The 24,283-nt window shown below is 69.8% G+C and carries 19 protein-coding genes and 1 pseudogene; 9 read left to right on the top strand and 11 right to left on the bottom strand.

Features of this window, described 5'->3' with window-relative positions; all coding sequences use genetic code 11:
* The 4 genes from ACFY3C_RS20965 to hemL all read right to left on the bottom strand — a co-directional run bounded on the left by ACFY3C_RS20965 (position 1) and on the right by hemL (position 4,204).
* Positions 1 to 591, bottom strand: coding sequence for a TlpA family protein disulfide reductase (locus ACFY3C_RS20965; protein WP_390771829.1), 591 nt, complete (start codon positions 589 to 591; stop codon positions 1 to 3).
* Between the two features lie 115 nt (positions 592 to 706).
* Positions 707 to 2,008: a hypothetical protein gene (locus tag ACFY3C_RS20960; RefSeq protein ID WP_390771828.1), complete on the bottom strand. Its 1,302-nt coding sequence runs from the start codon at positions 2,006 to 2,008 to the stop codon at positions 707 to 709.
* A 184-nt stretch (positions 2,009 to 2,192) separates the two neighbouring features.
* Positions 2,193 to 2,891, bottom strand: coding sequence for a histidine phosphatase family protein (locus ACFY3C_RS20955; RefSeq protein ID WP_389187243.1), 699 nt, complete (start codon positions 2,889 to 2,891; stop codon positions 2,193 to 2,195).
* Positions 2,888 to 4,204: a glutamate-1-semialdehyde 2,1-aminomutase gene (hemL, locus tag ACFY3C_RS20950; RefSeq protein ID WP_390771991.1), complete on the bottom strand. Its 1,317-nt coding sequence runs from the start codon at positions 4,202 to 4,204 to the stop codon at positions 2,888 to 2,890. Before hemL ends, ACFY3C_RS20955 begins: the two co-directional genes overlap by 4 nt.
* A gap of 555 nt (positions 4,205 to 4,759) precedes the next feature.
* Between hemL and ACFY3C_RS20945 the strand changes: the two genes are divergently transcribed.
* The gene (locus ACFY3C_RS20945; protein ID WP_003974483.1) at positions 4,760 to 5,197 is read left to right on the top strand and encodes a hypothetical protein; all 438 of its coding nucleotides are present in this window, start codon (positions 4,760 to 4,762) and stop codon (positions 5,195 to 5,197) included.
* Positions 5,198 to 5,274: 77 nt separating this feature from the next.
* Here the strand turns inward: ACFY3C_RS20945 and ACFY3C_RS20940 are convergent, their stop codons facing one another.
* Together ACFY3C_RS20940 and ACFY3C_RS20935 are read right to left on the bottom strand one after the other, a co-directional pair.
* Positions 5,275 to 6,708, bottom strand: coding sequence for a protein kinase (locus ACFY3C_RS20940; RefSeq protein WP_390771827.1), 1,434 nt, complete (start codon positions 6,706 to 6,708; stop codon positions 5,275 to 5,277).
* 180 nt (positions 6,709 to 6,888) lie between these two features.
* Positions 6,889 to 7,434, bottom strand: coding sequence for a TetR/AcrR family transcriptional regulator (locus tag ACFY3C_RS20935; protein ID WP_390771826.1), 546 nt, complete (start codon positions 7,432 to 7,434; stop codon positions 6,889 to 6,891).
* A gap of 218 nt (positions 7,435 to 7,652) precedes the next feature.
* Between ACFY3C_RS20935 and ACFY3C_RS20930 the strand changes: the two genes are divergently transcribed.
* The 3 genes from ACFY3C_RS20930 to ACFY3C_RS20920 all read left to right on the top strand — a co-directional run bounded on the left by ACFY3C_RS20930 (position 7,653) and on the right by ACFY3C_RS20920 (position 11,223).
* Positions 7,653 to 9,050: a flavin monoamine oxidase family protein gene (locus ACFY3C_RS20930; protein WP_390771825.1), complete on the top strand. Its 1,398-nt coding sequence runs from the start codon at positions 7,653 to 7,655 to the stop codon at positions 9,048 to 9,050.
* Positions 9,051 to 9,182: 132 nt separating this feature from the next.
* Positions 9,183 to 9,449, top strand: a complete 267-nt coding sequence (locus ACFY3C_RS20925) for a GlsB/YeaQ/YmgE family stress response membrane protein (RefSeq protein WP_386577051.1) — start codon at positions 9,183 to 9,185, stop codon at positions 9,447 to 9,449.
* Between the two features lie 139 nt (positions 9,450 to 9,588).
* Entirely contained in the window at positions 9,589 to 11,223 is a 1,635-nt protein-coding gene (locus ACFY3C_RS20920; protein ID WP_390771824.1) for a serine/threonine-protein kinase, read from the top strand.
* 305 nt (positions 11,224 to 11,528) lie between these two features.
* On the opposite strand, the gene ACFY3C_RS20915 is transcribed toward ACFY3C_RS20920, so the two are convergent.
* Positions 11,529 to 12,563: a LacI family DNA-binding transcriptional regulator gene (locus tag ACFY3C_RS20915; RefSeq protein WP_390771990.1), complete on the bottom strand. Its 1,035-nt coding sequence runs from the start codon at positions 12,561 to 12,563 to the stop codon at positions 11,529 to 11,531.
* A 351-nt stretch (positions 12,564 to 12,914) separates the two neighbouring features.
* Between ACFY3C_RS20915 and ACFY3C_RS20910 the strand changes: the two genes are divergently transcribed.
* Genes ACFY3C_RS20910 through ACFY3C_RS20895 form a run of 4 tightly spaced genes read left to right on the top strand, consistent with a single transcriptional unit; the run spans position 12,915 to position 17,781 of the window.
* Positions 12,915 to 14,207: an ABC transporter substrate-binding protein gene (locus ACFY3C_RS20910; protein WP_390771823.1), complete on the top strand. Its 1,293-nt coding sequence runs from the start codon at positions 12,915 to 12,917 to the stop codon at positions 14,205 to 14,207.
* 11 nt (positions 14,208 to 14,218) lie between these two features.
* Entirely contained in the window at positions 14,219 to 15,259 is a 1,041-nt protein-coding gene (locus tag ACFY3C_RS20905) for a carbohydrate ABC transporter permease (protein WP_390771822.1), read from the top strand.
* Positions 15,256 to 16,095 (top strand): carbohydrate ABC transporter permease, encoded by an 840-nt coding sequence (locus tag ACFY3C_RS20900; RefSeq protein WP_386577046.1) that lies wholly within the window; start codon positions 15,256 to 15,258, stop codon positions 16,093 to 16,095. The genes ACFY3C_RS20905 and ACFY3C_RS20900 overlap by 4 nt, the downstream gene beginning before the upstream one ends.
* A gap of 45 nt (positions 16,096 to 16,140) precedes the next feature.
* Entirely contained in the window at positions 16,141 to 17,781 is a 1,641-nt protein-coding gene (locus tag ACFY3C_RS20895; RefSeq protein WP_390771821.1) for a glycoside hydrolase family 13 protein, read from the top strand.
* Between the two features lie 78 nt (positions 17,782 to 17,859).
* Here the strand turns inward: ACFY3C_RS20895 and ACFY3C_RS20890 are convergent, their stop codons facing one another.
* Positions 17,860 to 21,909, bottom strand: coding sequence for a molybdopterin-dependent oxidoreductase (locus tag ACFY3C_RS20890; RefSeq protein ID WP_390771989.1), 4,050 nt, complete (start codon positions 21,907 to 21,909; stop codon positions 17,860 to 17,862).
* Between the two features lie 295 nt (positions 21,910 to 22,204).
* Between ACFY3C_RS20890 and ACFY3C_RS20885 the strand changes: the two genes are divergently transcribed.
* Entirely contained in the window at positions 22,205 to 22,639 is a 435-nt protein-coding gene (locus ACFY3C_RS20885) for a copper-binding protein (protein WP_390771820.1), read from the top strand.
* Between the two features lie 13 nt (positions 22,640 to 22,652).
* Here ACFY3C_RS20885 and ACFY3C_RS20880 read toward each other — a convergent pair.
* From ACFY3C_RS20880 to ACFY3C_RS20870, 3 genes and pseudogenes are all read right to left on the bottom strand, one after another.
* Positions 22,653 to 23,069, bottom strand: a pseudogene (locus ACFY3C_RS20880) (dehydrogenase); the annotation flags it as partial.
* A 225-nt stretch (positions 23,070 to 23,294) separates the two neighbouring features.
* The gene (locus ACFY3C_RS20875) at positions 23,295 to 23,624 is read right to left on the bottom strand and encodes a hypothetical protein (RefSeq protein WP_390771819.1); all 330 of its coding nucleotides are present in this window, start codon (positions 23,622 to 23,624) and stop codon (positions 23,295 to 23,297) included.
* Between the two features lie 69 nt (positions 23,625 to 23,693).
* Positions 23,694 to 24,029: a hypothetical protein gene (locus ACFY3C_RS20870; protein ID WP_390771818.1), complete on the bottom strand. Its 336-nt coding sequence runs from the start codon at positions 24,027 to 24,029 to the stop codon at positions 23,694 to 23,696.
* Positions 24,030 to 24,283: the final 254 nt, after the last annotated feature.

Here is a 24,283-nt window from a genome sequence, read left to right as displayed (position 1 = left end):
TCACTTCTCCGCGAGGACCGGCTTGACCATCTTCAGCAGGGTGGTCTCGTCGAGCGCCTCCAGCGCCCGCGCGGCGACCTTCCCGTCCTTGTCGATGACGAGCGTGGACGGGATCAGCTGCGGGTTGAGCGTGCCCTTCTTGAAGCGGAGCATCAGCTTGCCCGTGGGGTCGTACAGGCTCGGGTAGCTGATCCCGTGCTCCTTCTCGAAGGCGACCGCGGGGGTGGTGCTGGTGTCCCGGGTGTTGATGCCGACGAACTGGAGGCCCTTGCCCTCGTACGCCTGGGAGACCTTGGAGAAGTACTTGGCCTCCTCCCGGCACGGTCCGCACCAGGAGCCCCAGACGTTGATCACGACGACCTTGCCCTTGTAGTCGGCGACGTCCAGGGTCTTGCCGTCGATGGTCTTGCCGGACAGGTCGGGCGCGGTGGCCCGCTTGCCCTGCGGGACGGTGCTGATGCCGTTGTTGCCGGTGACGAAGCCGGTGTTGCCGCCCCCGCCGGAGGTGCCGCCGTTGCCGCACGCGGACAGGGTCAGGGCCGCCGCGGCGGCCATGGCGCCAAGGAGGGCGGCGCGGCTACGGGTACTCATGTGAAAAGTTTCGCATGCCTGTTCCGGGGATTTCGCGCACCCCCCCGGCGGGCAGAAAACCGCATTTCAGGAGGTATTTACTCCGGACATTTCAGGCGCAATGCCGGGCAGTCTCTCAGGTGGCGTCCGAGGAGGCCGACTTGGCACCCCCGGCGTCCCGCAGGAAGCCCTTCCAGCCCCCGGCCGGCTGCTGCCCGACCTCCAGCGTGCGCAGCTTGGCGAGCACCTCGGGCTTCTGGACGTCCATCCAGTCCACGAACTGCCGGAAGGAGACCAGGCGCACGTCCGCACCCTTCTCCTTCTCGCGCGCGATGTGCTTGAAGGCCTCCTCGACGGAGTCCATGTAGATGCCGCCGTTCCACTGCTCGAAGTGGTTGCCGATGAAGAGCGGCGCCCGGTTTGTCTTGTATGCCCGCTCGAAGCCCGCGATGTACGCCCCGGCGGACTGCTTGCGCCAGCCCGGGTAGTTGTAGGCGGGCGCCTTGGTCGTGTTGACCGACTGGTTGGCGAGCATGTTGTAGTCCATGGACAGGACCTCGAAGGAACGCCCCGGGAAAGGTATCTGCTGCAACGGCAGGTCCCAGATCCCCAGCTTCTTCCCCGGCCACACCTGGCGGCCGCCCGGCGAGGAGGCGTCGTAGCGCCAGCCCAGCTTCTTGGCGGTGGGCAGCAGGTTGTTCTGGCCGAGCAGACAGGGCGTACGGCCGCCGACCAGCTCCTTGTCGTAGTCGAACGGCAGGGAGGGCAGGTCGCTCCAGCCGGTGTTGGTCCGCCACTCCTTCACGAACGCCTTGGCCTGGCGTATCTCGCTCTCCCACTGCGCCCCGGTCCAGTTGCCGACCGTGCCGCTGCCGGCACAGAAGTGCCCGTTGAAGTGGGTGCCGATCTCGTGGCCCTCCAGCCAGGCCCGGCGCACATTGGTCAGCGTGGCCTTGATGTGCGGGTCGCTGAGGTAGCCGATGTCGGAGGCGCCGCGCGGGTTGTTCGGCGGCTCGTACAGCCGCTTCTTGCCCTCGGGCAGCAGATACAGCCCCGAGAGGAAGAAGGTCATGCTCGCGCCGTGCTCCTTGGCCAGGTCCAGGAAGCGCGGGAACAGCCCGTTGCCGACCTCGCCGGCGCCGTCCCAGGAGAAGATCACGAACTGCGGCGGGGTCTGCCCCGGCTCCAGCGGCTCGGGCCTGGCCGGCTGGTGCGGCTGCTTGCCGGTGAAGGAGGTGGAGCCGTCGCCGATGGGCCGCGCCTTGGCCCCGCCGTTCTTGCCATCGCCGCCCCCGGCCGAGTTCCCGGAACCGGATCCGTGCCCGCCGCCGTCCGAGGACTTGAGGGACCCGCAGCCGGCGAGTGTGGCGGCAGCCGCCGCGCCCGCGCCGAGGCCGAGTATTCCCCTCCGGGAAAGGGTCCGGGAGTTGGTGCGCATGGAAATCCCCGATTCATCGCGCCTGCTGCTGGTCACCCAGTCAGAGGGCACGACGATCGGGGAGGTTCCGCTGATACTTATGTTTTTCGCAACGGATACGGCAAAGGAACCCTAAGCCATTCCAAACGGACCGTCAGAAGCGGCCGTCAGCTGAGGCCTTCGGCTCACGGCCTCAGCCGGCGCGTCACGCCCCGAAGGCCTTGCTCTTCCCCTTCACCGGCTTGGCACCGGCCCGGAGATGAGCCGGCACGAGGTCGATGGCGGGCTCGGCGTAACCGACGGAGACGATCCTGTCGCCCAGATATGTGAAAGTCGTCAGGGAGGCGAGGGTGCACTGCCGCTTGCGCGGGTCGTGCCACAGCCGCCGCTTCTCGACGTAGGACCGCACGATCCAGATCGGCAGCTGGTGGCTGACCAGCACCGCCTCGTGCCCGCGGGCCTGGTCCTTGGCCGCGTTCAGCGCGCCCATCATCCGGACGACCTGGTCGATGTACGGCTCGCCCCAGGACGGCTTGAACGGGTTGACGAGGTGCTTCCAGTTGTCGGGCTTGCGCAGCGCGCCGTCCCCGACCCCGAAGGTCTTGCCCTGGAAGACGTTGTCGGCCTCGATCAGCCGCTCGTCGGTGGCGAGGTCGAGCCCGTGCGCCTTCGCGATCGGGGTGGCGGTCTCCTGCGCGCGCTCCAGCGGCGAGGCGACCACGTGGGTGACGTCGCGCGAGGAGAGGTGCTCGGCGACCCGGTCGGCCATCTGCCGGCCCAGCTCGGACAGGTGGTAGCCGGGCAGCCGCCCGTAGAGGATCCCGGTCGGGTTCTCGACCTCACCGTGCCGCACGAGATGGACGACGGTGACGTCCTTGTCGCTGCTGGTGATGCTGTTGCTCACGCGGTGGCCTCCGCGGCCGCTCGGGCCGCCGCCGGAAGGGCGTCGGCGATCTTCTGGATGGCCCGCTCGTCGTGGGCCGTGGACACGAACCAGGACTCGAAGGACGACGGCGGCAGGTAGACGCCGTTCGACAGCAGCGAGTGGAAGAAGGCGGTGAAGCGGTACGACTCCTGCCGCTTGGCGTCCTCGTAGTTCCGCACCCGCCGGTCGGTGAAGAACACGGAGAACATGTTGGAGGCGGTCTGCAGCCGGTGCGCCACGCCCTCCTTGCTGAGCGCCTCGGTCACGAGGGACCGGATCTGCTCGGAGACGGCGTCGACCTTGTCGTACGCGGCGTCGTCGAGCAGCCGCAGCTGGGCGAGCCCGGCGGCGGTGGCGACGGGGTTCCCGGAGAGGGTGCCGGCCTGGTAGACGGGCCCGGCGGGAGCGAGGTGCGCCATGACGTCGGCGCGACCGCCGAAGGCCGCGGCCGGGAACCCGCCGCCCATGACCTTCCCGAAGGTCATGAGATCGGGCTTGACCCCGTCGATCCCGTACCAGCCGGCGCGGCTGGTACGGAACCCGGTCATGACCTCGTCGGAGATGAACAGGGCGCCGTTCTTCTGGCAGGCGTCCTTGAGCCCCTGGTTGAACCCGGGGTCCGGCGGGACGACGCCCATGTTGCCGGGCGAGGCCTCGGTGATGACACAGGCGATCTCGCCCGGGTGCCGGTGGAAGGCCTCGTGCACGGCTTCGAGGTCGTTGTACGGCAGCACGATCGTGTCGCCGGCCTGGGCGCCGGTGACACCGGGCGTGTCGGGCAGCGCGAACGTCGCGACGCCGCTCCCCGCCGCGGCGAGCAGGGAGTCCACATGCCCGTGGTAGCACCCGGCGAACTTGATCACCTTGGAGCGCCGGGTGAACCCGCGGGCGAGCCGGATCGCCGACATGGTCGCCTCGGTGCCGCTGCTGACGAGCCGCACCTGCTCGACGGGCTCCACCCGGGCGACGATCTCCTCGGCGAGCGCGACCTCGCCCTCACCGGGCGTACCGAAGGACGTACCGCGCGCTACCGCCTCCTGGACGGCGGCGATGACCTCGGGGTGGGAGTGTCCCAGAATCATCGGTCCCCAGGAGCACACCAGGTCGACGTATTCCCGCCCGTCGGCGTCGGTCAGGTACGGTCCCGTGCCGGAAACCATGAACCGGGGCGTGCCGCCCACGGCACGAAAGGCGCGCACCGGCGAGTTCACACCGCCCGGTGTGACGACGGACGCACGGTCGAAGAGCGCCTGCGAGACGGGCGCTTCATAGGGATAGGGCAGTTCGCTCATGGCGCTCATGACGTGCGAATTCTCCGACTTCTCGGACTCCGGTTGCGTGGTGACCTCCTCAGGGTAGGCCGCGGCTCGCCCCGGAAGCGGCCGACCTCAAGATCGGAACCGTGATGGCGGTTGTGCCATCTGCGAGACTGAGACCTGATACACACAGCTCATACGGCACGTAGTAGTAAGGGGCTGTTGAAGATCCTGCGGACTGGTGTTTCACCGCACGTTTCGGCGAGCGGCCGTGGGGGAGGTCACTGACACGATGATCGGGTTGCGCGGCGGGGGCCACGCGTCCTAGAAAAGCAGTCGGGTGGAGATATGCATCGCGGTGGCGGACTGGGCGAGGGGACTGACGACCTCGGTCCTCGACGTGCCCGGCGGGGAAGGCACCGGCGCGACGCGGAGGAAACTACCGAAGCACGACAGACTGACGCACGACAGGCTGACGCACGTCAGGCACAGGGTGTACCGAGTGAGCCCGAGCGGCACGACCGGCAGTTCGACAGCCGGCTCGAGCACCGGGTAGACCGCCTCCGGGCGGGGAGCAGGAATGGTGGTCGGGTGGGGGTGACGTACAAATACTTCGGCGCACCGGACGGCGCGACCGCGGCCCGCGTCCCCATCTCGATGCGTCCCGAGGAACTCGGCGGCGACGAGCTGGGCATGAACGGCATGTTCACCAAGATCAAGCCGGAGACGATGGCCGCGATGGTGCTGACCGGCATCGAGGGCGTGCCCCTGCACAAGGTGCCGCCCCTGGAGCTGGTCGTCCTGCACCCCGACTACGCGGTCGTCAAGCTCCCCATGACGGTCGTCGACCCCCTGCGCGGCATCGGCGAGGAAGCGGTGGGCGCGGCGGCGTTCATCTGGTCCACGGTGCCTGACCGGGGTGGGCCTCGGGATGCGTTCAACGTGTACCAGCTGCTGCACGAGTGGCAGGACTTCAGCCATCGGTTGCATGAGGCGGGGCATCAGCCTTATTGCTTGGTTTGGCCCTGAGCTGGGGTTTTGCTGGGTTCGGGCGGGGCTTTCGGGCCCCGCTCTCGTCATGTGCCGGAGAGGGCCGTCAGACGGCGTCACGCTGGCGGACGCCCTTCCAGCGCTGCCCGCCTGCCCTGGGCCCGGCGCCGCACGAGTACGACGGTCTCCCACGACACGGTGCCAATGGCGACCAGCGCCAGGAGCAGGTAGAAGACGAAGAGCTTGTGCAGGTCGTCGAGGAAGTACCAGATCGATGCGGTGGCAGTGAGCCAGAAGGCGACCAGTGAGCCGGCGCCGCGTTCCCGGCTGCGTGCCGCGCTGACGAGGCAGCAGGCGGCGGCCAGTGCGAGCAGGGCAGCGATGGCGACGTACGACTTGTCCCAGCCGAGGTAGGCGCGCCGCAGTTCGGAGTTGATCGCCATGGCCTCCGCCACCGGCCCCCAGCCGACGGCGCACGACAGGCGTGTGGACCACGGCAGCGTCACCAGGCCCACCACGCCGGCCGCGATGGCGACCTGGCCGAAGTGAGCGGTGTCCACCAGTTGACCGCGTGCGCACAGCAGCGACAGCAGGCATCCGAGCAGAGCCAGAGCGCTGTCGGTGGAAGGCCGCAGTGAGGTACGGAACTTGGCCCGGAGAGCGGTTCGGGCGCCGGACCGGGGCGCCGGGGGCGCGGGCGTGGTGGCTTGGACCGTCGGCATGGAGGCCTGTGTCAGGGCGTCGGCGAGGGCTGCACGCATCTGTCCCGCATCGGCGAATCGTTCCGCCGGGTCCTTGCGCAGTGCGCGCAGGATCACTGCCTCCACCGCCGGCGGTATCTGCGGTCGGAACCGGGAGACCGGCTCGGGTTCGGCGTACAGGTGCTGATGCATGACGGCGAACGGCGAATCGCCACGGAACGGGGTCTGTCCGGTCAGCAGTTCGTGCAGCAGGCACCCCATCGCGTACAGATCGGCCCGGTGGTCGATCTCGGCGCCGCCGATCTGCTCGGGCGAGAGGTACGCGGGGGTGCCTATGGCCGCGCCGCTGCCGGTGATACGGGTCGCGGCCTCGGTGAACGCCTTGGCGATGCCGAAGTCGAGGACCTTCACGGTGTCGGGTCCGGTGAGCATGATGTTCGAGGGCTTGATGTCCCTGTGCACGATGCCGCGTTCGTGGCTGTGCCGCAGCGCGTCCAGTATCGCGCAGGCCGTGTTGATCGCCTCGGCGACGGGCAGTGGGCCGCCGTCCAGGACCTCGGCGAGGGTGGCGCCTTGCACGTACTCCATGACCAAGTAGGGCCGTGGGCCGTCCGGGTGCGGCTCCTCGCCGACGTCGTGGATGGTGGCCACCGCTGGATGGTTCAGCGCGGCGGCCGCGTGCGCCTCGCGCCTGAAGCGGGCTCGCGACTGCGGATCGTGGGCCAGCTCGGAGGAGAGCAGCTTGACTGCGACGGTGCGGCGCAGTTGCCGGTCCACTCCCCGATGGACCGTTCCCATGCCACCCTGCCCGAGCTTTTCGACCAGCTCGTACCGGCCGCTGAGGACCATATCCCGCCCCACTCACGCCTCCCGTGAATCAGAAACCCGGCGCAGCTTACGGCGCGACCTCGACGGACCGATCGTCACTGCTACAGCCCGGCGGGTCGCAGAGCAGGCGCGGACGGGCGCACTGCCGAGCTCGCGTGACCAGTCGGCCAGGGACTGGGACCAGGCGGTTCTGAGCGCTGGTCAGGCGGTCGCGCCGTGCAGCAGGATCGCGTTGATGAAGTCCGGGGCCTGACGGGCGCCCATGTGGCCTTCGAGTGTCAGCTCCCATGCGGTCTCGGCCAGGCCGCAGAACGTCGAGGCCAGCCAGGTGGCAGGCATGTCGCCCCGCAGCAGCCCCGAGTTCTGGCCGCGTTCCATGAGCTTGACGGTCCGGACGAAGATCGCCTTGGCCCGCGTGCTGGCCTCGGGCAGACCCGAGACGTCGGGATCGACGTAGACCAGGTTCCACAGTTGGGCGAACGGCGTGTACTCGGCGACCAGCGCGCCCAGTACCTGCTCCATGGGCGCGGCGTCGGCCTCGACCTCGTCCTGGGCCAGGACCCGGTCGCAGTCGTCCAGGATCTTCTCGGCCATCGCCTGCACCAGGTGCTTGCGGGTAGGGAAATGGCGGACCAGGGTCGCCCGGCTGATGCCCGCGCGTGCAGCGATGACCTGCATGGACGCCGCCCGGTCTTTGGCGAGGACCGGGATCGCCGAGTCCAGCACCTCTGCCGCGTCGGTACGCATCGCCCCACCAATCTCCAATGCCTCTATTGACACACCGATGTTTCAATTGCATGCTCTGCAGTATCAGCCTCATTGTACTGAGGCGGTCCCCGACCGGATCGGGGACGTCACTTCAGCCTGCGCGGCTTCTTTGCCCACGGGCAGACCGTCGAACGCAACGGAGCGTTCATCGGCATGCCCGCAAGAGCCCGTCCCGGATCGCAGATCGGTTGACAGCCATGACGATGCACCGCCGACGTTTCCTGCAGAGCGCGAGCCTGGGCCTGCCCAGCCTCGCCGCTCTCACCTCCTTGTCCGCCTGCAAGGTCACGGCCGATGCGAACACCACGTCGGCCTCGTCCGGCAGTGAAGGGGTGATCGTCGTCGGTGCCGGGACCAGCGGTCTTGCCGCAGCCCGCCACCTGGCCGACCAGGGGGAGGACGTGGTGGTCCTCGAAGCGCGCAACCGGATCGGCGGCCGCATCTGGACCAGCGAGAAGTGGGCCGGCGTGCCACTCGACCTCGGCGCCTCATGGATCCACGGCATCGACAACAATCCGATCGCCGCGCTGGCCAGGAAGGCCAGAGCACGGACGGTCGTCACCGACCCCGACAGCTCCACCGACTACCTCGCCGACGGCAGCGAGGTCGACGGTGCTCAGGAGAAGGCGATCGAGGGCTGGCAGAACAAGATGGAGGACGCCCTGGCCTCGTACCAGGACGACGCGGACAAGGACGCGTCGGTGCGCAGCGTGGTGAAGCGTGCGCTGGGCTGGTCCTCACTGTCGGACGACGACAAGGCCCTGATCTCCTTCGGGCTGAACGACTACGAGCACGAGTACTCGGGCAGCGTGGACCAGATGTCGGCCCTGTACTTCGACAGCGGCGCGGACATCAAGGGCAAGGACGTGCTGTTCCCGGACGGCTACCACCAGATCACCGATCTGCTCGCGCGAGGGCTGTCCATCCGGACCGGGCACGTCGTCAAGCACATCGACTGGGACTCCAGCGGCGTGACGGTCGGCACCGACAAGGACACGTTCCACGCCGGCCACGTGGTGGTGACGCTGCCGCTGGGCGTGCTGCAGAGCGGCGCGGTCAAGTTCGGCCCTGGCCTGCCCGCATCCAAGCGCACCGCCATCGACAGGCTCGGCATGGGCGTGCTCAACAAGTGCTACCTCCGCTTCCCCAAGGTGTTCTGGCCGGACACCGACTGGATGACCTACGTGCCGGATGTGGACAACTACGGCCAGTGGGAACAGTGGATCAACATCACACGACCCACCGGCCAGCCGGTGCTGCTCGGCTTCAACGCCGCCGACTTCGGCCGCACGATCGAAGGCTGGAGCGACACCCGGATCGTCGACAGCGCCATGGGCACGCTGAAAACCATCTTCGGCAGTGACATCCCCGCGCCTGTCGGCTACCAGATCACCCGCTGGGCGTCCGACCCGTACGCGCGAGGCTCCTACTCGTACAACAAGATCGGCTCCACACCGGCCATGCGCGACCATCTCGCCGCCGCCGTGGACGACCGTGTGCACTTCGCCGGCGAGGCGACGCACCGCGACTCCTACCAGACCGTCCACGGCGCCTACCTGTCAGGAATCCGCGCCGCCAAGGAAATCACGGACTGAAAGAGGCGGACTGAAAGAGGCGGCCTTGGGCAGCGCCCACGCCTTCTGTCACCGCGACATATCCACCCTCACATCACCCGACCAAGCACTGCCAGTGCTTGCGTAGACAAGCGAACCAAGGGGAACAACACCGTGGGCATCATCGGCTGGATCATCCTCGGCCTGCTCGCCGGAGCCATCGCCAAGACGCTGCTGCCCGGCCGCGACCCGGGCGGCCTGATCGGCACCACTCTCATCGGCGTCGCGGGCGCCTTCGTCGGCGGCTGGCTCTCCGCCCACTTCCTCGACCGTCCGGTGGAGAAGGACTTCTTCGACCTCTACACCTGGGGCGCGGCGATCGGCGGTTCCCTGGTGCTGCTCATCGGCTACCGCATCCTGTTCGGCAACTCCCGCGAATAACCCGGAGGCTCAGCGTCCCCGTTCAGCAACCGCACCCGGCCGAGCAGGTCGGCGGCCACCCCGGGGGTGTCCTGACCCGGTCGCCCCGACCGCCCCACCCCCGCCCCGGTCCCAACCGCTCGACCCGCTCGGAGCCAGCATGACCACAGAGCCCTTCGGCGCCCCGTCGCCCTCGCCCTTCGAGGCGCTGTCCCCGGACGATCCCCGTGGAATCGGCGGCTACCGCCTTCGCGCGCGGCTCGGCGCGGGCGGCATGGGCCGGGTCTATCTGGCCTACACCGTCGGCGGGCGCCCGGTCGCGCTCAAGGTGGTCCGGCCCGAACTCGCCGAGAATCCCGGGTTCCGGCACCGCTTCGCCCAGGAGGTCGCCAGCGCCCGGCGTATCCACGGCCTCTACACGGCCCAGGTGGTCGACGCGGGCACCGACGCCACCACCCCCTGGCTCGCCACCACCTTCGTGCCCGGCCCCTCGCTCCAGCAGGTCGTCCACCGCCACGGCCCGCTCCCCGAACGGACCGTCCTGCTGCTCGTCGCCGGCATCGCCGAAGCCCTGCAGGCGATCCACACCGCGGGCGTCGTCCACCGCGACCTCAAGCCCGGCAACGTCCTCGTCGCCGCCGACGGCCCCCGCGTCATCGACTTCGGCATCGCCCGCGCCGCCGACGCCAACCCGCTCACCGGCACCGGCCTGCGCATCGGCTCACCAGGCTTCATGGCCCCCGAACAAGCCCTCGGACTGCCCGCCACCCCAGCCACCGACGTCTTCGCTCTGGGCGCCCTGATCGCCTACATAGGCTCCGGCACGCCCCCCTTCGGCGACGGACCCGAGTCCGTCTCCCTCTACCGGGCGATACACGAGGAGCCCGACCTCTCTCACCTTCCGTACGGACTGCACGAGCTGGTCCGGCTCTGCCTGGCCAAGAACCCCGAGAACCGGCCGGGCACAGCCTGGCTGATCGAGGCCGCCCGCAGCCACCCCGCCACCGGCGGCGAACTCCGCTTCTCCGACGGCTGGCTGCCCCGGCAGATCAGCAGCGACATCCACCGCCACACCGACCTGCCGACCACGCCTCCCCCGCCCGCCACGATCCTCGACCCGGCCCGGTCCGCGGCCGACGCCCCGGCCGCATCCGTCCTCACCACATCGGTGCCCAACCAACCGCAGTCGGCACCCGCCGCACACAAAACCGCGACCACCACCCGCCGAGGCGCCCGCACCGCGCCCCTGACGACCGCCGCCTTCCTCGCCGGCTCCGCAATGACCTACGTCCTGCTCAACTCCCCTTACTTCGACGACCGCGGCGACCAGCACGCCGCCGCCACCCGCAGTCTCCCCCCGTCCGCTGTCTCCACCCCCACCCCGTCCTCCCCCTCCACGCCCCCGCAACCGACCACGGTCCCCGGCTACACCACCGTCTACACGAACCGCGAACTCACCTCCCCCGATTCCGACTACGAGTTCGATCTCAAGTCCGGGAAGGTGACCCAGGACAACTCCACCTGGTACCTGGGCCGCGAGGACGGCGAGTACTACGTCCCCGATGACAGCGCCGCCTACATCCCACCGGCCGGCCCTCTCACCCTCACCGACTGCCTCAAGGGCATCGGCACCCAGCCCGCCTCCGCCCTGCCTTTCGCCACTCTGCGCGCCGGCCGCAGCTTCTGCGTCCGCTACCCGGGCGGCCAGGACATCGCCATCGTCCGCACGCTCACCAACGGTTCGAACGACGGCCCGGTCAAGGTCTCCCTCACCTACTACCGCCACTCCGCCTGAACGCGACCGTCCCGGATCTTCGCGCCACGCCCGAAGAGCGCCGCTTCGGCCGCGTGGTGGGCGGTCGGGCGCCGCCCAAACCCCAGGTCAGCCCCCGCCCCTCCTAAAAGGTCGCGTTCCTGCGTGAGCAGTACCGGCAGACCCTGCGCCAAGCCGGATTCACCCACACCTCGTACTACAACAGCAGGTGCTGGACCTCGAATTCGAGCCGATCCTCCTGCGGCGGGGCTGAGGGACGTCGCGCCGGCACCACTGTCGGCCAGATCCTCGGCCGAGGCCGATCGGGTGCCGCATTCGGGTGAATGTCACCCCGGCTCGCCGCGGAGCTCCGGCTCCTCCTGAGGGCGAGGGGCGGGCGCGGTGGTGGTCCTCGGGATCACATGGGTGGGAAGGACGACGTGGCGCTCGTGTTCCGCGTCGGAGTCCTCGATGAGCTTCAGGGCCAGCTCGCCGGCCTCGCGGCCGATGTCCGAGGGTGACTGGGCCACCGTGGACAGGTCGAACCAGTCGGCCAGCGGCTGGTCGTCGAAGCCGAGGACGGAGATCCGTTCGGGAACCGCGATCTGCGTCCTGCGCAGGGTCGAGAGGACGGCGACGGCGACCTCGTCCTGCTCGGCGAAGATCGCGGTGGGCGGCTCGCGCAGGCTGAGCAGTTTGCCGAGCGCTTCGGCGGTGCCTCGCTTGTCGCCGACCCGGGTGGCGGCCACGAGGTCGTCGTCGAGGGGGATACCCGCCTCGATGAGCGCCTGTTGGTAGCCGAGCAGCCGCTCGTTGGAGCTGAAGGAGAAGCCGCTCGCGCCCACGGTCTGCACGAAGGCGATCCGGCGGTGGCCGAGGTTGAGCAGGTGCCGGGTGCCGTGCAGGGCGCCGGCCACATCGTCGACGTATACGCTCGGCCGCCCCTCGACGTGCTGGCTGACGTAGATGACCGGCATGCCGAGGTTGTCCAGCCGTGCGGTCTCCTCATCGGTGAGGTCGAAGGAGAACACCAGCAGCGCGTCCGCGTTGCGCCGGGCCGGGAGCCGTTCGAAGAACGAGGTGCGCTCGGCCAGGTCGGGTATCAGGTAGACGTTCAGCTCCATGCCCGCCGCCCGCACCAGCGGAGCCAGGCTGGACAGGGCGGCTCCCATGAACCACGCGTCGAGCGTCGGTACGAGCACCGCCACGGTCCCGGTCCTGCCCGTGACAAGGCTTGCAGCCTGCCGTGACACGGCGAAGTTCAGCTCGCGCGCGGCCTCCTCGACGCGGGCACGGACCTCCGGCGAGACCGTGGACAGACCACGCAGGGTCCGCGAGACAGTGGATGTCGAGACCCCGGCCCGTTCGGCTACGTCAGCCATCGTGGGGTGCCGCTGAGCTGGTGGCATGAGCGGACGGTAGCACAGCCAGCGCTTCCTGTAGGGGCTTTGTGACAGCGCTTTCACGCTCGTTCACAGACGATCTCGTCGCATTACCGCCAAGTAACGCATTGACGTCGGAGAATTGCCGCCCCTACCGTGCAAACGTTGTCCCAGGAAGTCAAAGCGTTCACCTTCGAGCCGACCCTTGAGGCTTTGACCTGCGGCATTGATCCACAAGACAGCGTGACAACGCAATCTCACAACAGAGTCATCTCAGAGTCGTCTCGGCAGCTACTCCCCTACAGGGCGACCCAGCCGCGACCTCGGTTCCGCACGACCAGGAGAGACACAGTGAAGACCAGGACCGCCAGAGCGCTCCGGTGCTCGGCCACGCTCGCCGCCTCAGGGCTCCTCCTCACCGCCTGCGGCTCGTCCGGCAGCGACTCCGGACCGGCCGGGACGGCCTCGTTCGAGGGCCGCGGCCCCATCACCTACGTGGCCGGCAAGGACACCACCGGCACCGTCCAGCCGATGCTCGACCGCTGGAACAAGCTGCACCCCAAGGAGAAGGTCACCTTCATCCAGCTGCCGACGGACGCGGACGCGCAGCGCCAGCAGATGATCCAGAACGCGGAGACGAAGTCCGACGCCTACACGGTGCTCTCCGTGGACGTCGTGTGGACGTCGGAGTTCGCCGCCCACCAGTGGATCGACCGGCTGCCCGAACAGCGGTTCCCGCTGGCGAGGATGCTCAAGCCCGTGGTGGAGACGGCGAAGTACCGCGGCGGCCTGTACGCGGTCCCGGCCAGCTCTGACGGCGGAATGCTGTACTACCGCACCGACCTGCTGAAGAAGGCCGGCATCAGCAGGCCGCCGACAACCTGGGCGCAACTGACGGCCGACTGCGCGAAGGCGAGGAAGCTGCCGGAGGCCAAGGACATGTCCTGCTACGCCGGGCAGTTCCAGAAGTACGAGGGACTGACCGTGAACTTCTCCGAGGCCGTGAACTCGGCGGGCGGCTCCGTCACCGACGCGAACGGCAAGCCGGACGTCGACACCCCCGCGGCGAAGAAGGGCCTGGACTTCCTGGTCGGCTCGGTCAAGGACGGGACGATTCCCAGGGAGGCCATCACCTACCAGGAGGAGGACGGCCGCCAGGCGTTCCAGTCGGGCAAGCTGCTCTTCCTGCGCAACTGGCCGTACGTGTACTCGCTGGCCGGCAAGAGCGAGATCGCCGGGAAGTACGCGGTCGCACCGCTGCCCGGCCTGAACGGGCCCGGCTCCTCCAGCCTGGGCGGGCACAACATGGCCCTGTCGTCCTACGCCAGGAACAAGGCCACGGCCCTGGACTTCATCAAGTTCATGACCAGCGAGGAGACCACTGCCACCTTCCTCAAGGACGCCTCTCTCGCCCCGCCGTACGCCGGCCTGTACGACGACACGGCGCTGGTCAAGCAGTACCCGTACCTGCCGGTGCTCAAGGAGTCCATCCTGCGTGCCGTGCCGCGCCCGCGCGTCGTGCAGTACGGCGACGTGACCTCGGCGATCCAGCGGGAGGCGTACGCCGCTCTGACCGGCACCAAGAGCAGCGCGCAGGCGCTGAAGGACCTGCAGAAGGATCTGCAGCAGTCGGCGGCGCAGTGAGGAGCGGGGGCATGGCTGACACCAAGATCCCGCCCAGGACCGACGTCGAGCGGGCGGCGGGCGAGCGTACCGAGCCGGTGAGCCGCCGGAGCACGCGGACCCGCGCGACCGCGGGCGAGGGGCGGATGGCCGCCCTGCTCGTGTCCCCGACGCTGCTGGTGCTGACGATCGTCGTGCTCTACCCGACGGTCATGGCGCTGCGGGAGTCGCTGTACGGGCCCAAGGGCCTCGACCCGAAGACCGGCTTCATCCGGACCACCGAGCCGTTCGTCGGGCTGAAGAACTACGCCGACATCTTCGGCGCCGCCGGGGACCGCTTCTGGAACGCCTTCTGGAACACCACCCTCTTCACCGTCGTCACGGTCGGCCTGGAGACGGTGACCGGTGTGGCCATGGCCCTGATCATGCACAAGGCCTTCCGGGGCCGCGCCCTGGTCCGGGCGGGCATCCTCGTGCCCTGGGCGGTGCCCACGGCGATCTCCGCCCTGCTGTGGCGGTGGATCTTCAACAGCGACGGAGTCGCCAACGCGCTCCTCGGCCACCAGGTCCTGTGGACCACCGAGGGTTTCCACGCCAAGGTCGCCGTCGTCGTCGCCGAGGTCTGGAAGACCGCCCCCTTCATCGGCCTGCTGGTCCTGGCCGGCCTCCAGGTGATCCCGAAGGACGTGTACGAGGCCGCCCGCCTCGACGGAGCCGGTCCGCCACGCCAGTTCTGGCACATCACCCTGCCCCTGGTGAAGCCCGCGCTGCTGGTGGCGATGCTGTTCCGCTGCATGGACGCGCTGCGGATGTTCGACCTGCCCTACATCCTCATCGGCGCCCAGAAGAACTCGGTGGAAACCCTGTCCATGCTCGCGCAGAACGAGGCGTCCAACGTCCGCTTCGGACCGGCCTCCGCCTACGCGGTACTCCTCTTCCTCTACGTCTTCCTCATCGCGCTGGCCTTCGTACGGCTGCTCGGCGCGGACCTCGTCGGGAACGGTGAGGGGCGCGGAGGGAACAGCGGGCGCCGCAGGATGCCCCTCTCCCGCCGTACGGAGGTGACCGCATGACGACCACCGTCACGCCGAAATGGCGCACCGGTCTGCTGTACGCGGGTGTCATCGCGGTCGTGGCCTACTGCCTGGCCCCGTTCTACTGGATGCTGGTCTCCAGCCTCCGCCGCACCTCGGACATCTTCGACACCACGCTCCTGCCCTCCCCGGTGTCCTTCGAGAACTACCGAGCGGTGTTCGATCCCGCGCAGGGCTTCTCCCGTGCCCTGCTCAACAGCCTGATCGTCGCGGGCGTCACCACCGCCCTGGCCCTCCTGCTGGCCACGTTCACCGCCTACGCGATGGCCCGGCTGGAGTTCCGCTTCAAGCGGCTGATCCTGACCATCGTCATCGCGACCTCGATGTTCCCCGTGGTCTCGATCGTGGTCCCGCTGCTGAAGCTGTTCACGGACATCGGCTGGATCAACACCTACCAGGCAATGATCGTGCCGAGCATGTCCTTCGCACTGCCGCTGGCGGTGTGGAACCTGACCACGTTCTTCCGGCAGATGCCGGACGAGCTGGAACACGCCGCCATGGTCGACGGCTGCACCCGCGGCCAGGCGTTCCGCAAGGTCATCATCCCGCTGGCCGCGCCGGGCATCTTCACCACCGCGATCATCACCTTCATCGCCGCCTGGAACGAGTTCCTCATCGCCCTGTCGATGACCAACAAGCCCGGCATGCAGACCGCACCGGTCGCCATCTCGAAGTTCACCGGCGCCACGACGTACGAGACACCGTTCGGCAGCCAGATGGCCGCGGGCGTCCTCGTCACGGTCCCGCTGGTGGTCATGGTGCTGCTCTTCCAGCGCCGCATCGTCGCCGGACTCACCGCAGGCGCGGCGAAGTAGACGTCTCCCTTTCCTCTCCCTCGACACCCAAGGAGCACCACACCCGTGTCCCCCACCGCACCCTGGTGGCGCAGTGCCGTCATCTACCAGGTCTACATCCGCAGCTTCGCCGACGGGAACGGCGACGGCGTCGGCGACATCGCCGGCATCCGCTCCCGTCTGCCCTACCTGAAGTCGCTGGGTGTGGACGCCATCTGGATCAACCCGTGGTACAAGTCCCCGATGGCGGACCACGGTTACGATGTGGCCGACTTCCGCGAGATCGACCCGCTCTTCGGCACCGTGGCCGAGGCCGAGCGCCTCATCGAGGAGGCGCACGAGCACGGGATACGCGTCATCCCCGACATCGTGCCCAATCACACCTCCGACCGGCACGCGTGGTTTCAGGCCGCGTTGGCGGCGGGGCCGGGCAGCCCGGAGCGCGAGCGCTACGTCTTCCGCGAGGGGCGGGGCAAGGACGGCTCCCTGCCGCCCAACGACTGGGTCTCCTGCTTCGGCGGCCCGGCCTGGACCCGGCTGCCCGACGGCGAGTGGTACCTGCACCTGTTCGCCCCTCAACAGCCCGACCTCAACTGGCAGCATCCCGAGGTGCGCCGGGAGTTCGAGTCGATCCTGCGCTTCTGGTTCAGCCGTGGAGTGGACGGCTTCCGCATCGACGTCGCCCACGGCCTGATCAAGCACCCGGAACTGCCCGACCTCCCGGCCCGCCGGGACCCGGACGGCGGTCGGCCCTGGCAGCATGTCGACCACCCGCACTGGGACCGCGACGAGGTCCACGACATCTACCGCGCCTGGCGCAGGGTGGCCGACGAGTTCCCCGGCGACCGCTCCTTCGTCGCCGAGGCCTGGGCGGACACGCCCGAGCGGCTCGCCGCCTACGTGCGCGAGGACGGCCTGCACACGGCGTTCAACTTCGACTTTCTCATGGCCAGTTGGGACCCCAAGGACCTGCGCACGGTCATCGACGACTCACTCGCCATGCTCGGATCGGTGGGCGCGCCCGCCACCTGGGTCCTCTCCAACCACGACGTCGTGCGCCACCCCAGCCGCTACGGTCGCAAAGCCGCCAGGCGATGGGTGGCCAACGAGCGCTACGAGCCGGAAGGCCCTCTCGACCTGGAACTGGGCATCCGACGCGCCCGCGCCGCCGCCCTGCTGATGCTCGCCCTGCCCGGCGGCGCCTACGTCTACCAGGGCGAGGAACTCGGTCTGCCAGAGGTCGAGGACCTGCCCGAGGACGTCCTCCAGGACCCCGTGTGGGAGCGCTCCGGTCACACGGACCGTGGCCGTGACGGCTGCCGGGTGCCGATCCCCTGGGCCGGCCGGAGGGCCCCGTACGGCTTCAGCCCCGAGGGTGCCACCGCCGCCCCCTGGCTGCCACAGCCCGCCGACTGGGCGTCGCGCACCTCGGAAGCCCAGACCGGCGACGAGACCTCCGTGCTGGAGCTCTACCGCACCGCCCTGCACCTGCGCCGTGAACACCCCGCCCTCGGTGACGGCACCCTGACCTGGCTGGACGCACCCGAAGGAGTCCTCGCCTTCGGACGCGACCCCGGCTTCGTCTGCGTGGTCAACCTCTCGGCCGAGCCGTATCCGCTGCCCGACCACACCTCGGTCCTCCTGGCCAGCGGCCCCGTCGAGAGCGGCCTCCTGGCCCCGGACCAGGCCGCCTGGCTCGCGGTGTAACTCCCCCACGGCCCGCCCGAGTCCGCCAGGGCCTGTCCTGTCTCCGCCCCCGCTGGCCGGACAGGCCCTGGTCCCTGGTCAGTACACGTCCCGCACATAGCGCTTCTCGGTGGTGAGTTGCTTGACGTACGCCGTCGCCTCCGTCTCGTCCAGGCCGCCGTGGACGGTGGCGATCTCGCGTAGGGCCTGGTCGACGTCCTTGGCCATGCGGGAGGCGTCGCCGCAGACGTAGAAGTGGGCGCCGTCGCGGAGCCAGGACCACAGCAGCGGGCCGTGTTCGCGCATCCGGTCCTGGACGTAGACCTTGGCGCGCTGGTCGCGGGAGAAGGCGGTGTCCAGGCGGGTGAGCGTGCCCTCGGCGAGGTGGGCGGCCAGTTCCTCCTCGTAGTAGAAGTCGGTCGCCCGGTGCTGTTCGCCGAAGAACAGCCAGTTCGGGGCGCGGTGGCCGCGGGCCCGGCGTTCCTCCAGGAAGCCGATGAAGGGTGCGATGCCCGTGCCGGGGCCGATCATCACCGCCGGTGTGGCGGGGTCGGCGGGCGGGCGGAAGTGCGGTGCCCGCTGGACGCGGACCGGCACCGGGGTGCCGGGCTCGGCGTCGGCGAGGAAGGGAGAGCAGACGCCCTGGCGGGGGCGGCCGTGCAGGTTCTCGTAGCGGACGACGGAAACCGTCAGGGACACCAGGTGCGGGTCGGTCAGCGGGCTGGACGATATGGAGTACAGGCGGGGCTGCAGGCGGCCCAGCACGTCGGCCCACTCCTGCGCCCCGGCCCGGACGCCGAACTCGGCGACCACGTCGACGGCCTGGCGGCCCCAGGACCAGCGCGCCAACTCGCCCTTGTTGTCCGGGCGCAGCAGCTTGCGCAGCTCGCGGGGGTCGCGGGTCCGGTCGGCGGCGAAGCGCAGCAGGTCGCCGGTGACGCGGCTGATGTCCAGGTGGCGCCGCAGGGCCTCGGCGAAGGGCACCTCTCCGACGCTCTTGACCTGCACGGTCGCGTCCGCGTCCAGGCCGGTGACGGCCAGCCACTCCGTCACGAGGTCCGGCTGGTTGACCGGGTGCACCGCGAGGGCGTCCCCGGCCTCGTAGACCAGCGGGGTCTCGCTGTCACGGGTGTCGAAGGTGAAGCGCCGGACCTCCTTGCCCGCGCCGGGCAGGCTCAGCAGGCGGTTGCCGGTGAGGCGGGCGGTGGCGGGGGCGGGACGGCTCGGCCGGGGGGCCGCCGGCGGTGCGGGGATCAGGGCCGGTTCCGGGCGCTCGGAGACCTTCAGCGCGGTGCTTACCTGGTCGAGCCAGGCCTCGGCCTCGGTCTCGTAGTCCGGTTCGCAGTCGGTGCGCGGGGCCAGCCGTACCGCGTCCAGTTCCGCCATGCGCCGGTCGAGGCGCCGGCCGTGGCCGCAGAAGTCGTCGTACGAGGAGTCGCCGAAGGCCAGGACGGCGTAGCGCCGGCCCTTCAGGCGCGGGGCCTCGGGTGCGGCGAGGGCGTCCCAGAAGCCGGCGCCGTTGTCCGGGGCGTCGCCGTCGCCGAAGGTGCTCGTGATCAGCAGCAGGTCGGCGTCGGACGGCAGCGCGGCGGGGTCCGCCTCCTCCATGGGCAGGAGGGAGGCGGGGTGGCCGTCCACGGTGAGCCGCTCGGCCGCGGCGGTCGCGAACTCCTCGGCGTTCCCGGTCTGCGACGCCCAGAGAATCACGACCTGGCGGCGCGAAGCGCCCACGGACAGAGCGGATCGGGCGGACGGAGCGGACGAGCCCGGGGAGCCTTCTACGGCGGAGGTCCTGGAGTACATTCCGGCCAGTACGCCGTTCACCCACAGGGCGTGCTCCGGGCTGAACGGGGCGTCCGGCGGCAGCACCGGCACGCCGGGGGCGCCGGACGGGATGCCGGCCAGGAAGCCGGTCAGATACCGGCGTTCGTGTTCGGCCAGGACCGGCGGCGGCGCGGGCTCCAGCCCGAAGGGGGAGGGGACGGACGCCGGGGGAAGAGCCGCGAGCGGTGGGACCGAGACCGAGACCTCTGTGGACGCCTGGGCCGGGGTCCGCACCGTCACCGGGGTCGCCACCTTCGTCAGCGACACCGCGCAGGCCTTGAACCCGGGCTGGAACGACAGCGGGTCGACGGCGTCGCTGGTGACCGCGTTGACGCTCAGGTACTCGCCGAACAGGTCGTTCCAGTGGAACGGCGCGAAACAGCAGCCCGGCCGCACGCGGTCGGTGACGACCGCGGGCAGCACGGCCCGCCCGCGCCGCGAGGCGACCTCCACCGAATCCCCCTCGGCGAGGCCCAGTTCGGCCGCGTCCTGCGGGTGCACCTCCACGAAGGGTCCGGGGTTGAGCTTGTTCAGCTTGGCGACCTTGGCCGTCTTCGTCAGCGTGTGCCACTGGTGCTGGAGGCGCCCGGTGTTGAGCACGTACGGGTAGTCGTCGTCGGGCATCTCCGCCGCCGGGATGTGCGGGCGGGCGTAGAACACCGCTCGGCCGCTCGCGGTCGGGAAGGTCGGCGAGCCGTCCTCACCGACATACCGGATCGGATTGCGGTCGGGACCGTCGGCGCTCGCCGCCGGCCACTGCACGGGCGTCTCGCGCAGCCGCTCGTAGCTCACACCGCGCAGGTCCCAGCCGGTCGCCGGGTTCCAGGCGCGCTTGATCTCCTCGAAGATCTCCTCGGCGCTGTCGTACCCGAAGCCCTTCTCGTAGCCCATCGCGCGGGCCACGGCGGCGATGATCCGCCAGTCCGCCATCGCCTCGCCGGGCGGATCGGCGGCCGGGCGGGCGAGGGTCAGGTTGCGCTCGCTGTTGATCAGGACGCCCTCGGTCTCGGTCCACAGCGCGCCGGGCAGGACGATGTCGGCGTACGCGTTCGTCTCCGTCTCGACGAACACGTCCTGCGCGACCACGAACTCGGCGGCCTCCAGGCCCTCGATGACCGTCTTGCGGTTCGCGACGGAGGCGACCGGGTTGGTGCAGATGATCCAGCAGGCCTTGATGTCCCCGTCGGCCATCTTCCGGAACATCTCGACCGTGCCCCGGCCGACGCCGTCGGCGCGCAGGGCGCCCGGCTCCAGCTCCCACAGCTCCTCGACGAAGGCCCGGTCGGCGTCGGCGAGCACGGAACGCTGCCCGGGCAGCCCCGGCCCCATGTAGCCCATCTCCCGGCCGCCCATGGCGTTGGGCTGGCCGGTGAGGGAGAAGGGGCCGGAGCCCGGGCGACAGATCGCGCCGGTGGCGAGGTGCAGGTTGACCAGGGCGTTGGTGTTCCAGGTGCCGTGCGTGGACTGGTTCAGGCCCATCGTCCAGCAGCTCGTCCACTCCCCCGCCGCACCGATCAGCCGGGCGGCCTCGCGGATGTCGTCCTCCGGGATGCCGGTGATCTCCGCGACGGTGGCGGGCGGGTAGTCGGCGAGGAAGGCGGGCATCTCCTCCCAGCCCTCGGTGTGCGCGGCGATGAAGGCGGGGTCGGTGTGGCCGTTCGCGTGCAGGAGGTGCAGCAGACCGTTGAGCAGCGCCAGGTCCGTGCCGGGCTTGATCTGGAGGAACAGGTCGGCCTTGTCGGCGGTGGCGGTGCGTCGCGGGTCGACGACGATCAGCTTGGCGCCCGCCGACTTCACCCGGTCCATCATCCGCAGGAAGAGGATCGGATGGCAGTCGGCCATGTTGGAGCCGATGACGAAGAAGACGTCGGCCCGGTCGAGGTCCTGGTACGAGCCGGGCGGCCCGTCCGCGCCCAGCGACAGCTTGTAACCGGTGCCGGCGCTGGCCATGCACAGCCGGGAGTTCGACTCGATCTGGTTGGTCCGGACGAAGCCCTTGGCCAGCTTGTTCGCCAGGTACTGCGCCTCCAGGCTCAGCTGCCCGGAGACGTAGAGGGCGACCGCGTCGGGGCCGTGCTCGTCGACGATCGCGCGCAGCCGGCGGCCGGTCTCGACGACGGCGGCCGCCACGGTCGTGGGCTGCGGCTCCTCGCCGCGGTCCGCCCGGACGAGGGCGGTGGTCAGCCGGCCCGGTGCGGCGAGCATGTCCGCGGTGGTCGCGCCCTTGGTGCACAGCCGGCCGAAGTTCGCCGGGTGCTCCTTGTCCCCGGCCGCCTTCAGGACCGTACGCCGCCCGTCCGGTCCCCTGCCGATGTCGAGGACCATGCCGCAGCCCACTCCGCAGTAGGAGCAGACCGTCCGCACCGTCGTCGTGCCCTCACTCCGCGAGCCCGGCGCGGCCACGGGCGCCTCCCTTGCTGTGCTCGGTCCGATCTCTCCCCTCGTGACGGTACGAACCGCTCATTACGTGGGTGTCTCTGCGCCGGATCACCAGGGGTTAAGCGCACCGCACAGGGCCTGGGAGGCGGATGTGAGCAGTCGCCGTCGGCATGAACCATCCGGCCCGCTCGAACGTATCCGTCATAGGGGCCTTTCCCTGACATCGAAGGGGATGAGCCAGATGGCGATCCCGGCAATCTCGGCACATACGACCCGTACGGCACTCCGTACGACAGCGGGGGCCTTCTGCGCCGCCCTCCTCCTGGCCGCCTGTTCGAGCGGAGGCGGCGGCCAGGCGGGCGGCTCGGCCGGTTCCGGCACGCCCCAGGCCGGCTCGGGGACCAAGGTGACGGTCACCGAGACCGAGTACGCGCTGAAGCTGTCCCGGACGTCGTTCACACCAGGCACCTACACCTTCGTCTCCGACAACGCCGGCAAGATCACTCATGCCCTGTCCGTCGACGGCCCCGGTGTGGAGGACGCCCGGACCAAGGACGTCCCGCCGGGCCACGACGGCACGGTGACGGTGACCCTCAAGAAGGGCACGTACGACGTGTACTGCCCGATCGACGGTCACAAGCAGATGGGAATGGACCAGCACATCAAGGTCGACTGAGACACCGCGTGCCTCACTCTGACGTGTCGGCGCGGACGAAGACCGGCTTGAGATGCTTCTCGGGGAGTGCGTCGGGGAGGTGCTCCCAGTCGAGGACGTGCGAGACGACGCGTGCCGGGTCCACCTGGCCGGAGCGGGCGAGGTCGAGGGCGTCCGGGATGTGGGCGCGGACGTTGTCGCGGGCGATGCGCAGGGTGACGCCGGTGAGGTACATGTCGAGCAGGGGCAGCTCGCCGGGGCGGAAGTGGTTGCCCGCCGACTCGCACATGCCCTCGGGGGCGAGGGACCCGACCGCCAGGGCGAGCTGGTCGACGCGGCCCGTGGCCTCCACCGCCAGGTCGAAGCCGTGCCGGACGGCTTCGAGCGTCTCGGCGGTGCGGGCGCCGTAGCCCTCGGCCAGCTTGCGGTGCTCCGGGTCGGGATCGACGCTGCGTATCCATGGCGCCGACCCCGACCGGGCGCCCGGACTCGCGACCCTCGTCGTGGCGTCGGTCGAGGGCGCGATCGCCATGTGCCGCGCCAAGCGCAGCATGGAGCCCCTGGACCGGGTCGCCCAGCAACTCGAAGCCCTGATCGTCGGTGCGCTCGACCGGCCGGCCTGAGGGCTGACGGCTGAGGACTCAGGGCCGAGGGCTCAGGACTGAGGGCTCAGGGTTCAGGCGCCGATCCCCGCGCGGATCGCCTTGGCCTTCTCCTCGGTGAACACGCCGCTCTCCAGGAGCGAGAGGACGGAGAGCACACCGCCGCCGGCACCCCAGCTGCCCTCCTCGACGACCCGGAAGTTGACCCACCAGGCCGGCGACGGCTCGGGCAGACCGCACGCCCGCGCCAGCGCGGCCAGGATGCGCTCGATGACCTCGACCCGGACCTCCCTGCGCCAGTCACCGTCCATGACCGCCACGTCGATCACCATGACGTCGAGCCCCTGACCGGCGTCCGACAGCAGCCGGCCGCCGATGGCCATCATGTCCGGCTCACGCTCCACGAAATGCACCTGGAACCCGGCCGGCGCGAACCGGCCGACCTCCGGGACCGCTCGCGCACCACCCGCGCGTCACTCGGGAGCGAAGGAGAAGCTGCGCCACGGGCCGTAGGACGGGACCACCTGGTCCGACGACTGCATGTCCACGTAGTTGCTCGACCCGCCCGGCGGCACGGTGCAGTCGGGTGTCGTGTACAGGAGCATGCTGCTCAGCGTGTAGTTCTTGATATGGGTCACGCCCTCACGGAAAGGGTGGCACCCGCGGATCGACGGGTTCGTGAAGGTCTCCACATATCGGGCACCGGTGTGTGCCACGACCATGCCGGACGCCTGATCCTGGCAGGCGGTCAGCGCGATGCCGAGCGACGCGACACCGATGAGTGCGGCCAGCGACCGTGAAGCACGCATGGAGCCTCCTGTACCGGGGAGCCGTCGGGACGTCGTTCCCCGGGCACCACTATCCGGCCGTACTCCGATCGGCGCCCCCGGCGCGTACGGCCACTGCTGCATTCGGGTGAATTTCGCGACGGAAGCGACGGAAGTGAGCGACGGAGGCGACGCAAACGTCGGCCCGACGGACGGCACCCGGACACCTCACCCGGCGTGCAGGGCGCGGCGGCGGCCCCTTCACTGAGGTGAGAGGAACAGACAGCAGACAGCTT

This window comes from Streptomyces sp. NPDC001410 (assembly GCF_042895235.1).
Taxonomy (GTDB): Bacteria; Actinomycetota; Actinomycetes; order Streptomycetales; family Streptomycetaceae; genus Streptomyces.
This window is presented reverse-complemented; position numbering and strand designations above follow the sequence as displayed.

What these genes read in the sequence shown, in the direction of transcription:
- ACFY3C_RS20965 (WP_390771829.1), bottom strand. Translation starts at nt 591, where the DNA reads ATGAGTACCCGTAGCCGCGCCGCCCTCCTTGGCGCCATGGCCGCCGCG.
- ACFY3C_RS20960 (WP_390771828.1), bottom strand. Translation starts at nt 2,008, where the DNA reads ATGCGCACCAACTCCCGGACCCTTTCCCGGAGGGGAATACTCGGCCTC.
- hemL (WP_390771991.1), bottom strand. Translation starts at nt 4,204, where the DNA reads ATGAGCGAACTGCCCTATCCCTATGAAGCGCCCGTCTCGCAGGCGCTC.
- ACFY3C_RS20940 (WP_390771827.1), bottom strand. Translation starts at nt 6,708, where the DNA reads ATGGTCCTCAGCGGCCGGTACGAGCTGGTCGAAAAGCTCGGGCAGGGT.
- ACFY3C_RS20935 (WP_390771826.1), bottom strand. Translation starts at nt 7,434, where the DNA reads ATGCGTACCGACGCGGCAGAGGTGCTGGACTCGGCGATCCCGGTCCTC.
- ACFY3C_RS20930 (WP_390771825.1), top strand. Translation starts at nt 7,653, where the DNA reads ATGACGATGCACCGCCGACGTTTCCTGCAGAGCGCGAGCCTGGGCCTG.
- ACFY3C_RS20920 (WP_390771824.1), top strand. Translation starts at nt 9,589, where the DNA reads ATGACCACAGAGCCCTTCGGCGCCCCGTCGCCCTCGCCCTTCGAGGCG.
- ACFY3C_RS20915 (WP_390771990.1), bottom strand. Translation starts at nt 12,563, where the DNA reads ATGGCTGACGTAGCCGAACGGGCCGGGGTCTCGACATCCACTGTCTCG.
- ACFY3C_RS20905 (WP_390771822.1), top strand. Translation starts at nt 14,219, where the DNA reads ATGGCTGACACCAAGATCCCGCCCAGGACCGACGTCGAGCGGGCGGCG.
- ACFY3C_RS20900 (WP_386577046.1), top strand. Translation starts at nt 15,256, where the DNA reads ATGACGACCACCGTCACGCCGAAATGGCGCACCGGTCTGCTGTACGCG.
- ACFY3C_RS20890 (WP_390771989.1), bottom strand. Translation starts at nt 21,909, where the DNA reads ATGGTCCTCGACATCGGCAGGGGACCGGACGGGCGGCGTACGGTCCTG.
- ACFY3C_RS20885 (WP_390771820.1), top strand. Translation starts at nt 22,205, where the DNA reads ATGGCGATCCCGGCAATCTCGGCACATACGACCCGTACGGCACTCCGT.
- ACFY3C_RS20870 (WP_390771818.1), bottom strand. Translation starts at nt 24,029, where the DNA reads ATGCGTGCTTCACGGTCGCTGGCCGCACTCATCGGTGTCGCGTCGCTC.